The sequence below is a fragment of the Neisseria sp. 19428wB4_WF04 genome (assembly GCF_015235335.1).
GTDB classification, from domain to species: domain Bacteria; phylum Pseudomonadota; class Gammaproteobacteria; order Burkholderiales; family Neisseriaceae; genus Neisseria; species Neisseria musculi.
On sequence record NZ_JADGLG010000020.1, the window covers coordinates 1 to 15,491 of the forward strand.

The 15,491-nt window shown below is 43.9% G+C and carries 31 protein-coding genes; 6 read left to right on the top strand and 25 right to left on the bottom strand.

The annotated features are described in order from the left end of the window. The first annotated feature begins 164 nt into the window (after positions 1 to 164). From IR141_RS14175 to IR141_RS06015, 5 genes are all read left to right on the top strand, one after another. On the top strand, positions 165 to 545 hold the full coding sequence (locus IR141_RS14175) for a hypothetical protein (protein WP_194198382.1): 381 nt from the start codon (positions 165 to 167) through the stop codon (positions 543 to 545). A gap of 131 nt (positions 546 to 676) precedes the next feature. Beyond that, positions 677 to 961, top strand: coding sequence for a hypothetical protein (locus tag IR141_RS06000; protein WP_135034741.1), 285 nt, complete (start codon positions 677 to 679; stop codon positions 959 to 961). A gap of 93 nt (positions 962 to 1,054) precedes the next feature. Continuing rightward, a complete protein-coding gene (locus tag IR141_RS06005; protein ID WP_135034742.1) occupies positions 1,055 to 1,279 on the top strand; it encodes a hypothetical protein in 225 nt (74 codons plus the stop codon). Between the two features lie 9 nt (positions 1,280 to 1,288). Then, positions 1,289 to 1,654: a hypothetical protein gene (locus IR141_RS06010; RefSeq protein WP_135034743.1), complete on the top strand. Its 366-nt coding sequence runs from the start codon at positions 1,289 to 1,291 to the stop codon at positions 1,652 to 1,654. A gap of 303 nt (positions 1,655 to 1,957) precedes the next feature. Then, the gene (locus tag IR141_RS06015) at positions 1,958 to 2,908 is read left to right on the top strand and encodes an IS110 family transposase (RefSeq protein ID WP_135034744.1); all 951 of its coding nucleotides are present in this window, start codon (positions 1,958 to 1,960) and stop codon (positions 2,906 to 2,908) included. A gap of 95 nt (positions 2,909 to 3,003) precedes the next feature. On the opposite strand, the gene IR141_RS06020 is transcribed toward IR141_RS06015, so the two are convergent. Then, entirely contained in the window at positions 3,004 to 3,201 is a 198-nt protein-coding gene (locus IR141_RS06020) for a hypothetical protein (RefSeq protein ID WP_135034745.1), read from the bottom strand. A 416-nt stretch (positions 3,202 to 3,617) separates the two neighbouring features. Here IR141_RS06020 and IR141_RS06025 point away from each other — a divergent pair, with 416 nt between their 5' ends. After that, on the top strand, positions 3,618 to 4,139 hold the full coding sequence (locus IR141_RS06025) for an ATP-binding protein (RefSeq protein WP_256359858.1): 522 nt from the start codon (positions 3,618 to 3,620) through the stop codon (positions 4,137 to 4,139). A gap of 315 nt (positions 4,140 to 4,454) precedes the next feature. Here the strand turns inward: IR141_RS06025 and rplQ are convergent, their stop codons facing one another. From rplQ to rpsS, 24 genes are all read right to left on the bottom strand, one after another. After that, positions 4,455 to 4,820, bottom strand: a complete 366-nt coding sequence (rplQ, locus tag IR141_RS06030) for a 50S ribosomal protein L17 (RefSeq protein WP_135034746.1) — start codon at positions 4,818 to 4,820, stop codon at positions 4,455 to 4,457. A gap of 35 nt (positions 4,821 to 4,855) precedes the next feature. Beyond that, positions 4,856 to 5,842, bottom strand: a complete 987-nt coding sequence (gene rpoA / locus IR141_RS06035; protein WP_135034747.1) for a DNA-directed RNA polymerase subunit alpha — start codon at positions 5,840 to 5,842, stop codon at positions 4,856 to 4,858. Positions 5,843 to 5,869: 27 nt separating this feature from the next. After that, positions 5,870 to 6,490: a 30S ribosomal protein S4 gene (gene rpsD / locus IR141_RS06040; protein ID WP_135034748.1), complete on the bottom strand. Its 621-nt coding sequence runs from the start codon at positions 6,488 to 6,490 to the stop codon at positions 5,870 to 5,872. 20 nt (positions 6,491 to 6,510) lie between these two features. After that, positions 6,511 to 6,906, bottom strand: a complete 396-nt coding sequence (gene rpsK / locus IR141_RS06045; RefSeq protein WP_135034749.1) for a 30S ribosomal protein S11 — start codon at positions 6,904 to 6,906, stop codon at positions 6,511 to 6,513. An 18-nt stretch (positions 6,907 to 6,924) separates the two neighbouring features. Then, the gene (gene rpsM, locus IR141_RS06050) at positions 6,925 to 7,287 is read right to left on the bottom strand and encodes a 30S ribosomal protein S13 (protein WP_135034750.1); all 363 of its coding nucleotides are present in this window, start codon (positions 7,285 to 7,287) and stop codon (positions 6,925 to 6,927) included. 64 nt (positions 7,288 to 7,351) lie between these two features. Continuing rightward, positions 7,352 to 7,465: a 50S ribosomal protein L36 gene (gene rpmJ, locus IR141_RS06055; RefSeq protein ID WP_135034751.1), complete on the bottom strand. Its 114-nt coding sequence runs from the start codon at positions 7,463 to 7,465 to the stop codon at positions 7,352 to 7,354. A gap of 22 nt (positions 7,466 to 7,487) precedes the next feature. Continuing rightward, entirely contained in the window at positions 7,488 to 7,706 is a 219-nt protein-coding gene (infA, locus tag IR141_RS06060; RefSeq protein ID WP_135034753.1) for a translation initiation factor IF-1, read from the bottom strand. Positions 7,707 to 7,709: 3 nt separating this feature from the next. Further along, positions 7,710 to 9,023, bottom strand: a complete 1,314-nt coding sequence (gene secY / locus IR141_RS06065) for a preprotein translocase subunit SecY (protein WP_135034755.1) — start codon at positions 9,021 to 9,023, stop codon at positions 7,710 to 7,712. 18 nt (positions 9,024 to 9,041) lie between these two features. Then, positions 9,042 to 9,476, bottom strand: coding sequence for a 50S ribosomal protein L15 (gene rplO, locus IR141_RS06070; protein ID WP_135034757.1), 435 nt, complete (start codon positions 9,474 to 9,476; stop codon positions 9,042 to 9,044). Positions 9,477 to 9,478: 2 nt separating this feature from the next. Further along, a complete protein-coding gene (rpmD, locus tag IR141_RS06075) occupies positions 9,479 to 9,664 on the bottom strand; it encodes a 50S ribosomal protein L30 (RefSeq protein WP_135034759.1) in 186 nt (61 codons plus the stop codon). Then, positions 9,657 to 10,175 carry a 30S ribosomal protein S5 gene (rpsE, locus tag IR141_RS06080; RefSeq protein ID WP_135034761.1) on the bottom strand — a complete coding sequence of 173 codons (519 nt, stop codon included), beginning with the start codon at positions 10,173 to 10,175 and terminating at the stop codon, positions 9,657 to 9,659. Before rpsE ends, rpmD begins: the two co-directional genes overlap by 8 nt. A 17-nt stretch (positions 10,176 to 10,192) precedes the next feature. Further along, entirely contained in the window at positions 10,193 to 10,546 is a 354-nt protein-coding gene (gene rplR, locus IR141_RS06085) for a 50S ribosomal protein L18 (RefSeq protein WP_135034763.1), read from the bottom strand. A 14-nt stretch (positions 10,547 to 10,560) separates the two neighbouring features. Then, a complete protein-coding gene (gene rplF / locus IR141_RS06090) occupies positions 10,561 to 11,094 on the bottom strand; it encodes a 50S ribosomal protein L6 (protein WP_135034765.1) in 534 nt (177 codons plus the stop codon). 12 nt (positions 11,095 to 11,106) lie between these two features. After that, the gene (rpsH, locus tag IR141_RS06095; protein ID WP_135034767.1) at positions 11,107 to 11,499 is read right to left on the bottom strand and encodes a 30S ribosomal protein S8; all 393 of its coding nucleotides are present in this window, start codon (positions 11,497 to 11,499) and stop codon (positions 11,107 to 11,109) included. Between the two features lie 14 nt (positions 11,500 to 11,513). Next, positions 11,514 to 11,819 (bottom strand): 30S ribosomal protein S14, encoded by a 306-nt coding sequence (gene rpsN, locus IR141_RS06100; RefSeq protein WP_135034769.1) that lies wholly within the window; start codon positions 11,817 to 11,819, stop codon positions 11,514 to 11,516. 3 nt (positions 11,820 to 11,822) lie between these two features. Further along, positions 11,823 to 12,362: a 50S ribosomal protein L5 gene (rplE, locus tag IR141_RS06105; protein WP_135034771.1), complete on the bottom strand. Its 540-nt coding sequence runs from the start codon at positions 12,360 to 12,362 to the stop codon at positions 11,823 to 11,825. Positions 12,363 to 12,371: 9 nt separating this feature from the next. Next, on the bottom strand, positions 12,372 to 12,695 hold the full coding sequence (gene rplX, locus IR141_RS06110; RefSeq protein WP_135034773.1) for a 50S ribosomal protein L24: 324 nt from the start codon (positions 12,693 to 12,695) through the stop codon (positions 12,372 to 12,374). 12 nt (positions 12,696 to 12,707) lie between these two features. Then, positions 12,708 to 13,076, bottom strand: coding sequence for a 50S ribosomal protein L14 (gene rplN, locus IR141_RS06115; RefSeq protein ID WP_135034775.1), 369 nt, complete (start codon positions 13,074 to 13,076; stop codon positions 12,708 to 12,710). Positions 13,077 to 13,309: 233 nt separating this feature from the next. Next, complete coding sequence (rpsQ, locus tag IR141_RS06120; RefSeq protein ID WP_135034777.1) at positions 13,310 to 13,573, bottom strand: 30S ribosomal protein S17; 264 nt, start codon at positions 13,571 to 13,573, stop codon at positions 13,310 to 13,312. Then, on the bottom strand, positions 13,573 to 13,764 hold the full coding sequence (gene rpmC, locus IR141_RS06125; RefSeq protein WP_135034779.1) for a 50S ribosomal protein L29: 192 nt from the start codon (positions 13,762 to 13,764) through the stop codon (positions 13,573 to 13,575). The genes rpsQ and rpmC overlap by 1 nt, the downstream gene beginning before the upstream one ends. Beyond that, positions 13,764 to 14,180, bottom strand: coding sequence for a 50S ribosomal protein L16 (gene rplP / locus IR141_RS06130; RefSeq protein WP_135034781.1), 417 nt, complete (start codon positions 14,178 to 14,180; stop codon positions 13,764 to 13,766). The genes rpmC and rplP overlap by 1 nt, the downstream gene beginning before the upstream one ends. Next, entirely contained in the window at positions 14,164 to 14,865 is a 702-nt protein-coding gene (gene rpsC / locus IR141_RS06135; protein WP_135034783.1) for a 30S ribosomal protein S3, read from the bottom strand. The genes rplP and rpsC overlap by 17 nt, the downstream gene beginning before the upstream one ends. 9 nt (positions 14,866 to 14,874) lie before the next feature. After that, complete coding sequence (gene rplV / locus IR141_RS06140; protein WP_135034785.1) at positions 14,875 to 15,204, bottom strand: 50S ribosomal protein L22; 330 nt, start codon at positions 15,202 to 15,204, stop codon at positions 14,875 to 14,877. Between the two features lie 8 nt (positions 15,205 to 15,212). Beyond that, complete coding sequence (rpsS, locus tag IR141_RS06145; protein WP_135034788.1) at positions 15,213 to 15,491, bottom strand: 30S ribosomal protein S19; 279 nt, start codon at positions 15,489 to 15,491, stop codon at positions 15,213 to 15,215.

The window sequence follows — 15,491 nt, forward strand, 5'->3', positions numbered from 1 at the left end:
CAAAACAAGCAATTGCCCGACTCATGAAAGGTTTGAAAGCGGAGCGGCAAAACAAAGCGCAAAACTGAATGCGTTTTCCACTTCGCACAAAAAATCTGCAACCGCATTGGAGCTGAACGTACACCAATTTATAGAAACCTTCGGCCTGAATATCGTAAACACCCGTGAAGATACGGCGTGGGCTGAACTTTGCCGCTATTGCCGCCCGCAATTACCAAAGTGCCAACCCCGCATTGCGCCAACTTTGGAAGCTGATACGAGAAAACATGGGCAGATACGGTTTCGGCCGCGCCGAACTGCTGCCGGTCAAAACCAACAGCAAAGGCTTGTCGCGTTATGTCGCCAAGTACATTGCAAAGCATATTGACAGCCGTCTTCCCGAAGACAAGGGCTATAGGCTTATCCGCACCACCATTGACAAAAAAAGCCTGTGGAAGATTGCCACGTCTAATTTTTCGTTCCGCTCGGTCGGCTCTGCCCAATGGCGGCGCAAGCTGCAAAACCGGGGTGTGGCCGTTGAGCCGTATCTCAAAAGATGCCGTTGAAGTCAGGGGATTGGTGATACCCGATATAACCGAAGAGAATTACAACATCGTTTTAAGTGAAACCATCAGTCCCAAATGGGCATTTTTGAACCGCGGAATTATCGGAAAGCGGCCTTAAGAAAGGAAAAGCCATGAGCAACGGAACCCCAACCCCGCAGCCGCCCGTTCAAGGCATTTACATGACCGCCGCCTTTGACCACCGCATGATTGTGAGAGAGCGCAAAAACGATGACGGCAGTTACAGCAAAACCCATTATCTCGGCCTGATTGCCCGCACTGATACGGCAACTAACCTTTATCAGGTTCGTACAAAACAGCCCGAAAAATACGCAAACATCAAGCAAAATCAGCTTGTAACCGTGCGCGTATTCCCGCGCGCCTTTAAAGACAACGTGTATTACTCAGACGAAAGCTGAACAAAGATTCAGGGCTTGGGCGGTGTGCCTTGAATTGACCCCTTAAACACCGCCGACCTGTTTTTACTTACTAAACTTTGAAAGGAAAAAATCATGAAAAACCTGAAAGACAAAATGTATAAAGGCTTGGCCGTTGCCACAATGGCCGCCATGCCAGCCGTTGCATTGGCCGATGATGCCGATCTGCTTGGTGCCGTCAAAACCGAAACCGGCGGTTTGAAAGCAGGCGTTTTGTCGATTGGTGCGGTAGTAGTGGGCATCTCTATTGCCTTTGCGCTCGTGCGCATCGGCAAACGCGGTGCAAACTCTGTAGGTTAAGGTGCAGTTATGGGTTATCAGGTAGGCCGAATCTGCCATCAAACGCATGATGAGGCAACAAACGCCGTGATGCCCCAAGCTTTCCCGACAAAATACGGCAATCAGGTAAAAGTGCCGTCAAAAATTACCCGGACGGCCTATGCCGCAATTATTGCGGGTGCAGTCGGCAGTGCAGCTTCAAAGGCCGTTGATATTTATTCTGAACAATTGGGAAGTTCGATTAAACAAGGTAATGACTTGGGTGCCGCGCATCATGCCGTTATGACGGCAGGAGCCACATTGGATAATTTGCCGGGGGTGGTGCGATTTCTTCTGTTGCCAAGATTATCGGGCGCGGTCTCGGTACGTTGCCGTCTGAAAACGGCAATGGCTTGAGTTTATCCGATTTGGGTGTGGAATTGAGAAAATCTGCCTCAGCCGCCGCCCAATCAGCGGCAGAAACTGCGGGAATTGCGGGGTATGGGGCAGCGCCCCATAAAGCAAAAGCCCCAAGCCCTGACAGATTCAGGCGGATACATCAGGGCTTGGCGTTTGACGAAACACCAAGCAAAGCCCCCGACTTCTCAAGTACGGCCGATGTTCAAAACATGTCCCAAAGATTGAAGCGGGGGCTTACCCCAATCATCAAGCTTGAACACTATCTAAGGCGCAAAGCCCGTATTTATAAGGTAAAACACCATGTACTTGGGAATAGACGTGAGCAAAGCAAGCATAGACTGCTGTCTGATTTCAGACGGCTTTTTTTATGAACATCGGTTCAGCAACAGCCCCACAGGTTACACCAAGCTGAAAACATGGCTGGAGGGCCATAAGGCCAACCCAAGCCTGTACTGCTGCTGCGAAGCAACAGGAACCTACCATGAACCGCCGGCCGAATATCTCAACGGCCATTACAAAATAAGCGTGGACAACCCAAGAAAAATAAAAGGCTTCGCAAACGCCGTATTGCAAAGAAGCAAAACCGACAAACAAGATGCAAAACTCATCGCACGATACTGCAAGGCCATGAATCCCGAAGCATGGCAGCGTCCCACATCCGCACAAAAACAGCTTCAGGAACTGACCCGCTATATAGCCCGCATCAAAAAACAACGGGCGGCAGAACTGACCAAGTATCAAACAGCCCCCGATTACTTGAAACGGCACATAAAGGCAACGATAGACTACTTGAGCCGCTATTTGCAGACGCTTAAAAAAGACTTGCAGAGCTTTTACAAAGCCAATCCCGATTACGACAAAAACCGCCAACGCCTGAAAACCATCACAGGCATAGGCGAAAACGCCGCCGCCGTGCTTTTGGCTACAGTAACGGCCAAGATGAAAACAGCCCGCCAACTGGCCGCCTATCTTGGTCTAGACCCCAAGCAGAACCAATCAGGCACCAGCATAAACGGCAGGCCGCGCATTTCCAAAACAGGCAAAAGCCAGGAACGGGCGGCTCTATACATGCCCGCATTGGTTGCCTACCGCATGAAAGCCTTTCCCGCCTTTATCGGCCGTCTGAAAGCCAAGAAAAAACCGCCGAAACTCATCATTGTTGCAATTATGCGAAAGCTGGTAACCATCGCCTTCCACCTGCTGAAGAATCAAACGGAATACGACAAAACCCGTTACGGATTAACAGCATAAATTAACAATACCAAACAGAAAAATGCCCCGCAAAAGCAGGGTACGGCTTGGTTGTTGCCGAAAGAATACACCAACGGCATTGACACTTTCACACACTATCTTGATTGCTTAAATGCCTCTTTCAACATCTTGCCGGCCAAATTGAAAGCAGGCCGGGTGGGGGTGCGGCAACCGATGATTTCTCCGTTAAACCAGTCCGTCAGCGGCAACAGTTGCGCTTTTCCCCACCGGCATCGAATCCGGCAACCGATGATTGCCTTGTTGAACCAATCCATCAGCGGAGAAAGATACAACTTTTCTCCTGCATTATTGAGCTCCGTGGCAGCCCTTACCCGTTTCCCATTTGGCTTTTCCGCCTTGAAACGGCGTTGCAGGATAGCGGCGCAACGTTGCCGGCCTCTTTCGAACGGGCGATGGACGGCATTGACTCCACCGTGCTGCCATCCCGGCCCGACACCGCCTTCAGACGGCCTTTGGCTGCCCGCAGCATTCGGCTGAAAAAAGCCCGTATGCCGACTTTATCGAACAGCTGCCGGATGCAGGGTTCAAAGCCAAAAACAGCAGAACGCAGGCAGCTTTGTTGAAACCGGCAGGACGGCCCTCCGTCAAAACGATGACGGAATATGGCTTTAACTTTGCAACGGGTGCGCCCTAAGCCCGATTGACGGAGTTGTCGGACTTAAGTTTTATCTAAAAGCACGAAAATGCGGTGCTGCCGGGCCCCGGCCGGGCAGGTGAAACCCATTTGGCTGTTTCTTTGGCTTATCCGGCAGTAATGGCGGGTATCAAAATCCGTTTCGTAACGGCAGCCGATTTGATGCTGCAACCGGCGGCGCATAATCGAGGAAAGCGGAAATCTTATCTGCAAGGTTCGGTTATGGGTCCGAGGCTGCCGGTGATTGATGAAACCGGCTGTTTACCGTTTGGAAGGGAAGACGCCAACCTGTTCTTCAATGTTGCGGCCAAACGGTATGGGCGGGGCAGCATGATTCTGACGGCCGATTTGCCGTTCAGCCGGCGGGCCGGGGCTTTTGCCAACGATACGGCTTTGACTGCCGCCATGTCGGACAGATTACTCCGTCATTGTCATGTTGTTCGGATAAGTGGAGAGAGTTACCGTTTGAAGGACAAAAAGAAGATAGGCATTGCGCCTGTGATAAAGGAGATTTACCCCCCGTGGGATGGTTACAACCAAACTGCCGGTTCCGGTTTTAAAGTGGTCAGTTTTTGACGGTCGTGGACATGTACTGACTTAAACGACTTTTCCTCATAGGGATTGTTCTAACCTGAAGTTAAATTTCCCTAGTTATCTAGTACAGCCCCTTGCTTAAACATCTCTGTAAACATCCTACTGACTGAATCGAAAGTCGAACGGCTTTGTGTTTTTCACCATGCCTGCAGATAGTATTTCACGACTTCCAATCTGAATCCATTTGAATACTTTACCATAAAAACTTCACGTCATAAGTTGGGATAGTGTCCAACTTATGACGTGTAATTCAATTCAAATTCTGATACAGTTTTTACTTACAACAATACTGTTAACTTATTCTTCAGTTTTATCCACTAATTCAACCAATGCCAATGGTGCATTGTCTCCCTTTCGGAAACCGTATTTCAAGATACGAATATAACCACCGTTACGAGTAGCGAAACGTGGACCCAGTTCATCAAACAGTTTTACAACAACATTTCTGTCACGGGTACGGTTGAATGCTAAGCGACGATTAGCCAAAGAAGGCTTTTTGCCCAAAGTAATTAAGGGCTCTACCACACGACGCAACTCTTTAGCTTTTGGCAAAGTAGTTATGATGGTTTCACAGCTCAATAAAGAATTACCCATATTCCGTAGCATCGCAGTCCGATGGCTGCTACTACGATTTAATTTACGATTGCCATTACGATGACGCATCTTACTTATCCTTTAATCTTTAATAATCTTTAAACTTACGGTTTTTCCAAGCCTACTGGTGGCCAAGCTTCCAGTTTTGAACCCAATGTCAACCCTTTTGAAGCTAAAACCTCTTTGATTTCATTCAAAGATTTTCTACCCAAATTCGGTGTTTTTAAAAGTTCTGTCTCGGTACGCTGAATTAAATCACCAATATAATAAATATCTTCAGCTTTCAAACAGTTAGCCGAACGTACTGTCAGCTCTAAATCATCTACAGGGCGCAACAGAATCGGATCAATGGGAGGTCCTTTTTCTTCTATCTCTTCAAGTGGTGTTCCCTGCAAATCAGCAAAAACAGACATTTGCTCAATCAAAATACGTGCAGCACTACGAACCGCCTCCTCCGGATCAATAGAACCATCTGTTTCGATATCCAATACCAAACGATCCAAATCCGTACGCTGCTCTACACGTGCCGGCTCAACTTCAAAACTCACACGATTAATAGGCGAAAAATTTGCATCCAACTGAATTGCGCCAATTTGTCGGTTTTCATCGCGAATAATCCGACGACCAGAAACAGACTGGTAACCGCGCCCCTGCTCTATCTTGATTTCCATCTCAATCTGACCATTTTCTGCAAGATGGCAAATAATATGTTCGGGATTAATGATTTCCACATCATGTGGCAGGCTAATATCGCCTGCCACTACTATGCCTGCTCCAGATTTTCTCAAAATTAACTGAACTTGACTGCGTCCATGCAATTTAAAAACTACGCCTTTCAGGTTCAACAAAATATCGACAACATCTTCCTGAATCCCTTCGACAGTAGAATACTCATGCAAAACACCAGTAATAGCCACTTCAGTAGGTGCAAAACCGCTCATGGATGACAGTAAGATACGACGCAAAGCATTACCTAAAGTATGGCCAAAACCACGTTCAAACGGCTGCATAGATACTCTTGCACGGCTGGCAGACAAGTTATCTACATCGATTTGACGAGGTTTCAAAAATTCAGAAGTGCTGTTTTGCATTTAACTGTCCCTCTCTATAGCTAGTAATTATTTAGAGTAGAACTCTACCACCAGCTGTTCATTAATATCGCCAGTTAACTCCGAGCGATCAGGCATATTCTTAAATATGCCTTCCATTTTGTCTATATCAACAGAAACCCAACCAGGTAAGCCAATTTGCGTTGCCAAACTCAAGGCCTCTTGAATGCGTACTTGTTTTTTAGCTTTTTCGCGAACTCTTACAACATCGCCAGCCTTAACTTGATAAGAAGGGATACTTACCACCTGACCATTTACAGTAATAGCTTTGTGCGATACTAATTGACGTGCTTCCGCACGAGTAGAACCAAAACCCATTCTATACACAACATTGTCTAAACGTGACTCCAACAACTGGAGTAATAACTCACCAGTAGAACCTTTACGACGAGCAGCTTCTGCGAAATAGCGGCGGAACTGGCGCTCCAAAACGCCATACATACGACGGATCTTTTGTTTTTCACGCAACTGCAGACCATAGTCGGAAAGACGAGACTTTTTAGCTCCATGCTGACCAGGCTCAGAATCAATTTTACACTTGGATTCCAAAGAACGGCGCGCACTCTTTAAAAATAAATCTGTACCTTCACGACGAGCCAATTTACATTTAGGGCCAATATAACGTGCCATATCTCAAATCACTCCAATAATTAAATACGACGTTTCTTAGGCGGACGGCAGCCATTATGGGGCAATGGGGTAACGTCTGTAATGCTGGTAATCTTGAAACCCAAAACATTGAGTGCGCGAACAGAAGACTCACGACCAGGTCCCGGACCTTTGATGCGAACTTCTAAATTTTTAACTCCATACTCTTGGGCAACTTTACCAGCCGCTTCTGCTGCCACCTGAGCAGCAAAAGGTGTACTTTTACGAGAACCTTTAAAACCAGCACCGCCTGAGGTAGCCCAAGACAATGCATTGCCTTGACGGTCTGTAATAGTAATGATGGTATTATTGAAAGAAGCATGAACATGCGCAATACCTTCACTCACGGTTTTACGTACTTTTTTGCGTACACGTGAAGCTGTGTTTGCTTTAGCCATTAATCAAATCCTTAAAAATTATTTTTTACCAGCAATCGCTTTGCGCGGGCCTTTACGAGTGCGTGCATTGGTACGCGTACGCTGACCACGACAAGGCAAGCCACGCCGATGTCTCAAACCGCGATAGCAGCCCATATCCATCAAACGCTTAATGCTCATCGTCACTTCGCGACGCAAATCACCTTCTACTTCATACTTAGAAACTTGCTCACGCAACGCTTCTAATTGAAACTCATCTAAATCTTTTACTTTTGTTATCTGCTCAATTTTCGCAGCCTCACAAATCAATTTAGCACGAGCAAAACCAATACCGTAAATAGCCTGCAATCCAATTACGATATGGGCATTATTAGGGATGTTTACCCCTGCAATACGGGCCATATTTTTTCCTTTACGGGCAAAATTTAATGATTATACTACAAATTAAGTTTAACTAAATATTAAATTAGCCTTGACGTTGCTTATGGCGAGGATCAGTACAAATTACACGAACTACACGATTACGATGAATAATTTTGCAGTTACGACAAATCCTCTTTACAGAAGGTTGTACACGCATTTTATTTCCTTTCTTAAATAATTTATCTAGCCCTAAACACGATACGTGCCCGAGTCAAATCATAAGGAGTCATCTCCACAGTAACCTTATCCCCCGGAGAAATCCGGATATAATGCATACGCATTTTGCCTGAGATGTGCCCTAAAACAATATGGTCATTTTCGAGCCTTACTTTAAAAGTTGCATTTGGCAAGGTCTCAAGAATCTCACCTTGCATTTGTATGGTATCTTCTTTAGCCATAATTTACTTACTAGATAATGATTTCATATCAGGTTGCTTAATCAAGTATTCATATCGCTGCGTAACTCTATATGAGGCAATTTGCGTATGAAAATCCATAGTTACTACAACCAAAATTAACAATGAGGTTCCACCCAAATAGAAAGGAATACTCAAAGCTGTAGTCAAAAACTCTGGAATTAAGCAAATAATGGTTATATATAAAGCACCAAACAAAGTTAAACGCAACACAACTTTTTCCAAATATCTAGAGGTTTGCTCTCCTGGACGAATCCCAGGAATAAATGCTCCACTTTTCTTCAAATTTTCAGCCATCTCTTTAGGGCTAAATACTAACGCCGTATAGAAATAACAAAAGAAAATAATAGTTGCCGCAAACAGTAGAATATACACAGGCTGACCATGCTGTAACAAACCTGCCACTTTATGTAACCAACTATCTGAATCTGCAAAGCCAAACCAACTTAAAAGCGTTGACGGGAACAGAATAATACTTGAAGCAAAAATTGGCGGAATCACACCAGCCATATTTAACTTAAAAGGCATATGGGTATTCTGCCCTTGTAAAACCCTACTACCTGACTGGCGTTTAGCATAATGAATAGGCACTTTACGTTGAGCATTTTCAAAATACACTACAACATAAACCAACAACAAAGCACCTATCGCGATAAAAATAGCTGCCAACATACTTATTGATCCTTGGCTTGTAAGAGTAATCAATTGAGCTACTCCTGCCGGAATACCAGCTACAATGCCTGCTGTAATAATCAATGAAATACCATTACCTATTCCCCGCTCGGTTATTTGCTCACCAAGCCACATCAAAAACATTGTTCCAGTCACCAAGCAAACCACAGTAGATATGAAAAATTCCAACTGCGATACTACTACCACATTTTGCTGATAAACAAAGGTAGCCACACCAAAACTTTGCATAACTGCCAAAGCAACTGTTCCATAACGAGTATATTTGGTAATAATTTTTCTCCCCGTCTCTCCTTCCTTTTTCAAGGCCTTTAATGAGGGAAGAATCTCAGAGGCCAGCTGAACGATAATTGATGATGAGATATACGGCATAATGCCAATCGCAAAAATACTAAAGCGCTCCAGTGATCCTCCCGAGAACATATTCAACATACCCAAGATACCACTACTTGCGCTTTCGTATAACTTAGCCAAGGCAGCCGCATCAACCCCAGGTACAGGAATATGTGCACCAATACGAAATACAATCAATGCACCCAACAGAAACAATAGACGCTTCCTCAAGTCACCAAATTTAGATAAACCTGATGAGAAAAGTTGATTAGCCACTTAAAATATATCCAAATCTTATTCTTCTACTTTACCGCCAGCAGCCTCAATAGCTACTCTAGCACCTTTAGTAGCTTTAATACCTTTCAAATTGACCACCTTACTGATGGCTCCAGAAGCGATAACTTTTACATTCGATACATCTGCGCCTACTAAGCCAGCCTGTTTCAAAACCAATACACTAATTTCATTTACAGCAACCAATTCCAGTTTATCTAATCTAACTTCGGCATTTTCAACCGAGGTGAATGATTTAAAACCGCGCTTGGGGAGACGGCGCTGCAAAGGCATTTGCCCCCCCTCAAAGCCCACTTTGTGAAAACCGCCTGCACGGCTTTTCTGACCTTTATGGCCACGACCACCAGTTTTACCCAAACCGCTACCAATGCCACGACCCATACGTCGTTTAGCTTGAGTCGAACCTTCGGAGGGTTGAATAGTATTTAAAAACATATTTAAAACTCCACTCTCAGCAAGTATCTAATTTTATTTATCATGCCACGATTTTCAGGAGTATCAAAGACCTCCACAGCATGTTCACGATGACGCAAACCTAAACCATGCACACAAGCACGATGGCTTTCGATAGTACCAATCAAACTTTTAACCAAAGTTACTTTAATTGTCTTTTGCTCAGTCATAATTAACTCCTAAAATATCCTCAACAGTCAAACCGCGTTTTGTAGCAATATCAGCAGGAGTATATAGCTTAGACAAGCCATCCAATGTAGCTCGTACAATATTATACGGATTAGTAGAACCATGTACCTTTGCCGAAATGTTATGAATACCCATAGCATCAAAAACCAAACGCATAGGCCCACCTGCTTTTACACCACTACCTTCTTTAGCAGGCTGCATGAATACACGGGTTGCACCATGCTTACCAATCACTTCATGATGAATAGAACCATTTTTCAAAGGTATTTTAATCATTGAACGACGTGCCTGATCCATAGCTTTCTGTACAGCAACTGGCACTTCTTTAGATTTACCTTTGCCCATGCCGATACGCCCATCGCCATCACCAACTACTGTCAGAGCCGAGAAAGCCATAATACGGCCACCTTTAACTACTTTTGTTACACGATTGACAGCCACCATCTTCTCAATTAAGCCGTCACCACGCTCTTCAACCTCATGTTTTGCCATCTGAAATCTCCAAATCTTTAGAAGCTTAGACCATTTTCACGAGCAGCTTCAGCTAAAGCTTTCACACGACCATGATATTGAAAACCAGAACGATCGAAAGCAACTTTTTCAACACCTGCAGCTTTAGATTTCTCAGCAATACGCCTACCAACAACTGCTGCCGCTTCAACATTACTACTTGATTTTAATTGATTGCGAACTTCAACTTCTAAAGTAGAAGCTTGAACCAAAACTTTATTGCCCTCTGCGCTAATGACTTGAGCATAAATATGGTTGTTTGAACGAAATACGCACAATCTAACCATTTTCAAATCTGCAATACGAGCACGGGTTTTACGTGCACGACGGATCCGAATTACATGTTTATTCATCAGAAAACCCTCAATTATTTCTTTTTGGCTTCTTTCATTACCACCACTTCGCCAATATAACGCACACCTTTACCTTTATAAGGCTCTGGCGAGCGATAAGCGCGGATTTCGGCAGCAACTTGACCAACAACCTGTTTATCGGCACCTGCCAAAATAATTTCTGTTTGATTTGGAGTTTGTACTGAAATCCCTTCCGGCATCTCATGAACAATAGAGTGAGAAAAACCCAAGGACAAATTCAACACCTTACCCTGAGCTTGAGCACGATACCCCACACCAATCAGCTGCAGCTTCTTCTCAAAACCCTCAGAAACACCTTTAACCATATTATTAACTAAAGCCCGTACAGTACCAGACATTGCATTAGCCTGTTTACTATCATCTTTAGCCATAAAGGTCAATTGACCATCATTTAATTCAATAACTACATTATCGGTTAATGGTAAAGACAATTCACCATTCTTACCTTTAACAACAATAGCATTTGTTCCAAATTTTACTTCTACGCCAGCAGGAACAGTCACTGGACTTTTAGCTACACGTGACATATTTCTTCTCCACTAGGCAACGATACATAATAACTCACCACCCACGCCCTCAAAACGTGCTTTACGGTCAGTCATTACACCCTTAGAAGTGCTAACAATTGCTATACCCAAACCATTCATTACACTAGGAATTTCGCGTGAGGCCTTATAAATACGCAAACCAGGACGAGATACGCGCTTAATTTGCTCAATAACGGGACGACCCGCATAATATTTCAACTGGATTTCCAAGATAGGTTTTGCATCTACAGAAACCGAAAAATCTTCAATATAACCCTCCTCTTTCAAAACTTTAGCAATAGCAAACTTCAGCTTAGAAGAGGGCATAGCCACTGCAGTTTTATTTGCACGCTGTGCATTTCGGATACGAGTCAACATATCGGAAATAGGATCATGCATACTCATAATTATTACTCCTATTACCAGCTAGCTTTAACAACACCCGGAATCTCGCCACGCATAGCAATTTCACGGATTTTAATACGGCCTAAACCAAACTTCCGGAAAGTACCGCGTGGCCGACCAGTTAAAGCACAACGACGACGTTGGCGAATAGGTGCAGCATTACGTGGAATCGCCTGAAGCTTCAAACGTGCCTGAAAACGTTCTTCATCCGAAGCATTCGAATCATTAATAACAGCAAAAATAGCCTCACGCTTAGCGGTATATTTTTTCGCTAAAGCAATACGTTTTATTTCTCGGTTGATAAGTGCCTTTTTAGCCATAAGTTACCCTTTGAATGGAAATTTAAACAACGACAACAGGGCTTTTGCTTCCTCATCTGTTTTAGCAGTTGTTGTAATAGTGATATTCAAGCCACGCAAAGCATCAATTTTGTCGTATTCGATTTCCGGAAAAATAATTTGCTCTCGAACACCCATATTATAGTTACCGCTACCATCAAAAGATTTACTGCTTACCCCACGGAAATCACGCACACGCGGCAAAGCAATCGTCACCAAGCGATCTAAAAATTCAAACATTCGATCTTGACGCAGTGTTACTTTACAACCAACCGGATAGTTATCACGAATTTTAAAACCCGCAATAGATTTACGTGCCATAGTTATTACAGGCTTTTGACCAGCAATCTTCTCTAAATCTGCAACAGCATGTTCCATTACTTTTTTATCGGCAACAGCCTCGCCAACACCCATATTCAAAGTAATCTTTTCAATACGAGGTACCTCCATAACCGATTTGTAATCAAACTGCTTCACCAACCCAGGGATCACCGTACTGTTATAAAACTCTCTCAAACGAGCCATCTTATCTCCTTATACTCCAATAATAGAACCATTAGATTTGAAAAAGCGAACACGTTTCATTTTTCCATCACTCTCAACCAATCTGACACCCACACGATCAGCCTTATTGGTTTCAGGATTAACAATAGCAACATTTGAAATAGCCAAAGGCATATTTTTGATAATTATGCCGCCCTCAATGCCACGCATCGGGTTCGATTTTTGATGCCGCCTAGCAACATTAACACCCTCAACCACAACTTTATCTCCCAGCACTCTAAGCACCTGGCCTTGTCTACCCTTATCTTTGCCAGCAATAACAACTACTCTATCGCCTTTAATAATCTTGTTCATTACTACTAATCCTTATAAAACTTCAGGGGCTAACGAAACAATTTTCATAAAGCGCTCTGTGCGCAACTCGCGAGTTACTGGACCAAAAATGCGCGTACCTAAAGGCTCAAGTTTGTTATTCAATAAAACCGCCGCGTTATTATCAAATTTGATTAGAGCCCCATCGGGACGACGAACACCTTTCGCAGTTCGAACCACTACTGCATTATAAACATCACCCTTTTTCACTCGACCGCGGGGAGTTGCATCCTTCACTGCAACTTTAACAATGTCGCCAACGGAAGCATAGCGACGCTTAGACCCACCCAAAACTTTGATACACATCACGCGACGCGCACCCGAGTTATCAGCCACATCTAAGATGGTCTGCATTTGAATCATTTTTTTACCTTTAAAAAAACCAACTTAATTTACCTTTTTCAGAAAGCTTAAAATACCAAAATTTTAGTATCCAGCAATCTGATATCTTGATAAAGATTCTAGTAAACCAGTCTTGGATCCCGAAGGGAAGAAACTTTCAGAAGAAAAACTGAAGTATTAAGAAACGAAGTCTACATATAAATTTACCTTGATGCAAGACCTCGTTTCTTTTTTAAGCCATTCTGTCTTAATTTTTAAACGGAACGGGCTTTTTCTACCAGCTCTTTAACAACCCAAGACTTGGTTTTGGACAAAGGGCGGGTTTCTTCAATTACAACCACATCACCAAGACCGTATTGATTTTGCTCATCGTGGGCATGAATCTTAGTTGAACGGCTGATAATTTTACCATAAAGAGGGTGCCTAACTTTACGCTCCACCAACACGGTAACGGTTTTATTCATTTTGTCGCTAACCACTTTGCCCTGCAAAGTACGAACATTTTTAGTTTCGCTCATTACTTAGCACCTTTTTCAGTTAAGATGGTTTTGACACGGGCAATATCGCGACGCACTCTCTTTAATTCACTAGGTTTACCTAATTGGCCAGTAGCATTTTGCATACGTAGGCCAAATTGAGTTTTCAGCAAATCAAGCAAATCCGTATTCAATTGCTCCACCGATTTGTCTTTCAATTCATTCGCTTTCATTATTGCCCCACCTGTCTCACCACAAATACTGTCGGAATCGGCAGCTTAGCAGAGGCTAATTCAAATGCCTCGCGAGCTAAATTTTCTGATACTCCATCCATTTCATACAGCATTTTACCGGGCTGGATTTCAGCCACATAATACTCTGGAGAACCTTTGCCCCCACCCATACGAACTTCTGCAGGTTTTGCAGTAATGGGTTTATCAGGAAATACGCGAATCCAAATGCGGCCACCGCGTTTAATATGCCGTGTCATAGTACGACGAGCCGCTTCTATTTGGCGCGCAGTCAAACGACCACGACCAATCGCTTTCAAACCGAACTCACCAAAACTCACCTTATTACCACGGGTAGCAATACCGGTATTACGACCTTTTTGCTGTTTACGGTATTTGAGTCTAGTTGGTTGCAGCATGACGACCTCCTGCTTTTCTTTGTCTCTTCTCTTGCTCTGGCTTAACTTGAACTACTTTTTCACCGCCTTCGCCAGTATAAACCCAAACTTTTAAACCCAAAACACCGTAAGTAGTATGAGCCTCACTAGTTGCGTAGTCAACATTTGCACGCAAAGTATGCAGCGGAACGCGCCCCTCACGGTACCATTCGCTACGGGCAATATCTGCACCGTTCAACCGACCGGAAGTCATTATTTTGATACCTTTTGCGCCAACACGCATAGCATTTTGCATAGCGCGTTTCATAGCACGACGGAATTGAACACGTTTTTCCAGCTGCTGAGCAATACCATCGGCAATAATTTGCGCATCTAGCTCAGGTTTACGAATTTCTTCAATATTGATATGCACCGGCACGCCCATCAGGTTTTGCAGATCACGTCTCAATACTTCAATATCTTCACCTTTTTTACCGATTACTACACCAGGTCGGGCAGAATGAATGGTAATACGGGCAGATTTAGCCGGACGCTCAATCACAACGCGACCAACAGAAGCATTCACCAAGCGCTTGCGCAGATAGTTGCGGACATCAATATCCTGCTTCAAAACAGTTGAAAAATCGCTACTTTTTGCAAACCATTTTGAAGACCAGTCTTTGGTTACCGCTAAGCGAAAGCCGGTAGGATTAATCTTTTGTCCCATAGCTTTTCCTTAATTGCCTACTGTCACATTGATATGACAGGTTTGTTTTTCAATGCGGTTACCACGACCCTTGGCACGTGCCTGAAAACGTTTCAGACTCGGCCCTTTGTCAACAAAAATAGCAACCACTTTAAGCTCATCAATATCGGCGCCGTCATTATGCTCTGCATTGGCAACAGCAGACTCCAACACCTTCTTCACTAGTTCAGCACCTTTTTTCGGGCTAAATGCCAAGATATTCAAAGCTTGAGCAACGTCTTTGCCTCGAATCAAGTCTGCAACCAAGCGGGCTTTCTGTGCAGAGATACGAGCATTTTTATGTTGTGCATTTACTCTCATGATTCACCTTATTTCTTTTTAGCCTTCTTATCAGCCAAGTGGCCTTTAAAGGTACGGGTCAATGAGAACTCACCCAATTTATGGCCGACCATATTGTCGCTGATAAACACCGGCACATGGGTACGGCCATTATGTACAGCAATAGTCAAACCGATAAAATCAGGCAGAATAGTTGAACGACGCGACCACGTTTTAATCGGGCGTTTGTCGTTTTTTGCACGAGCAGCATCTACTTTTTTCAGCAAATGCAGGTCTACATATGGGCCTTTTTTTAATGAACGAGCCAT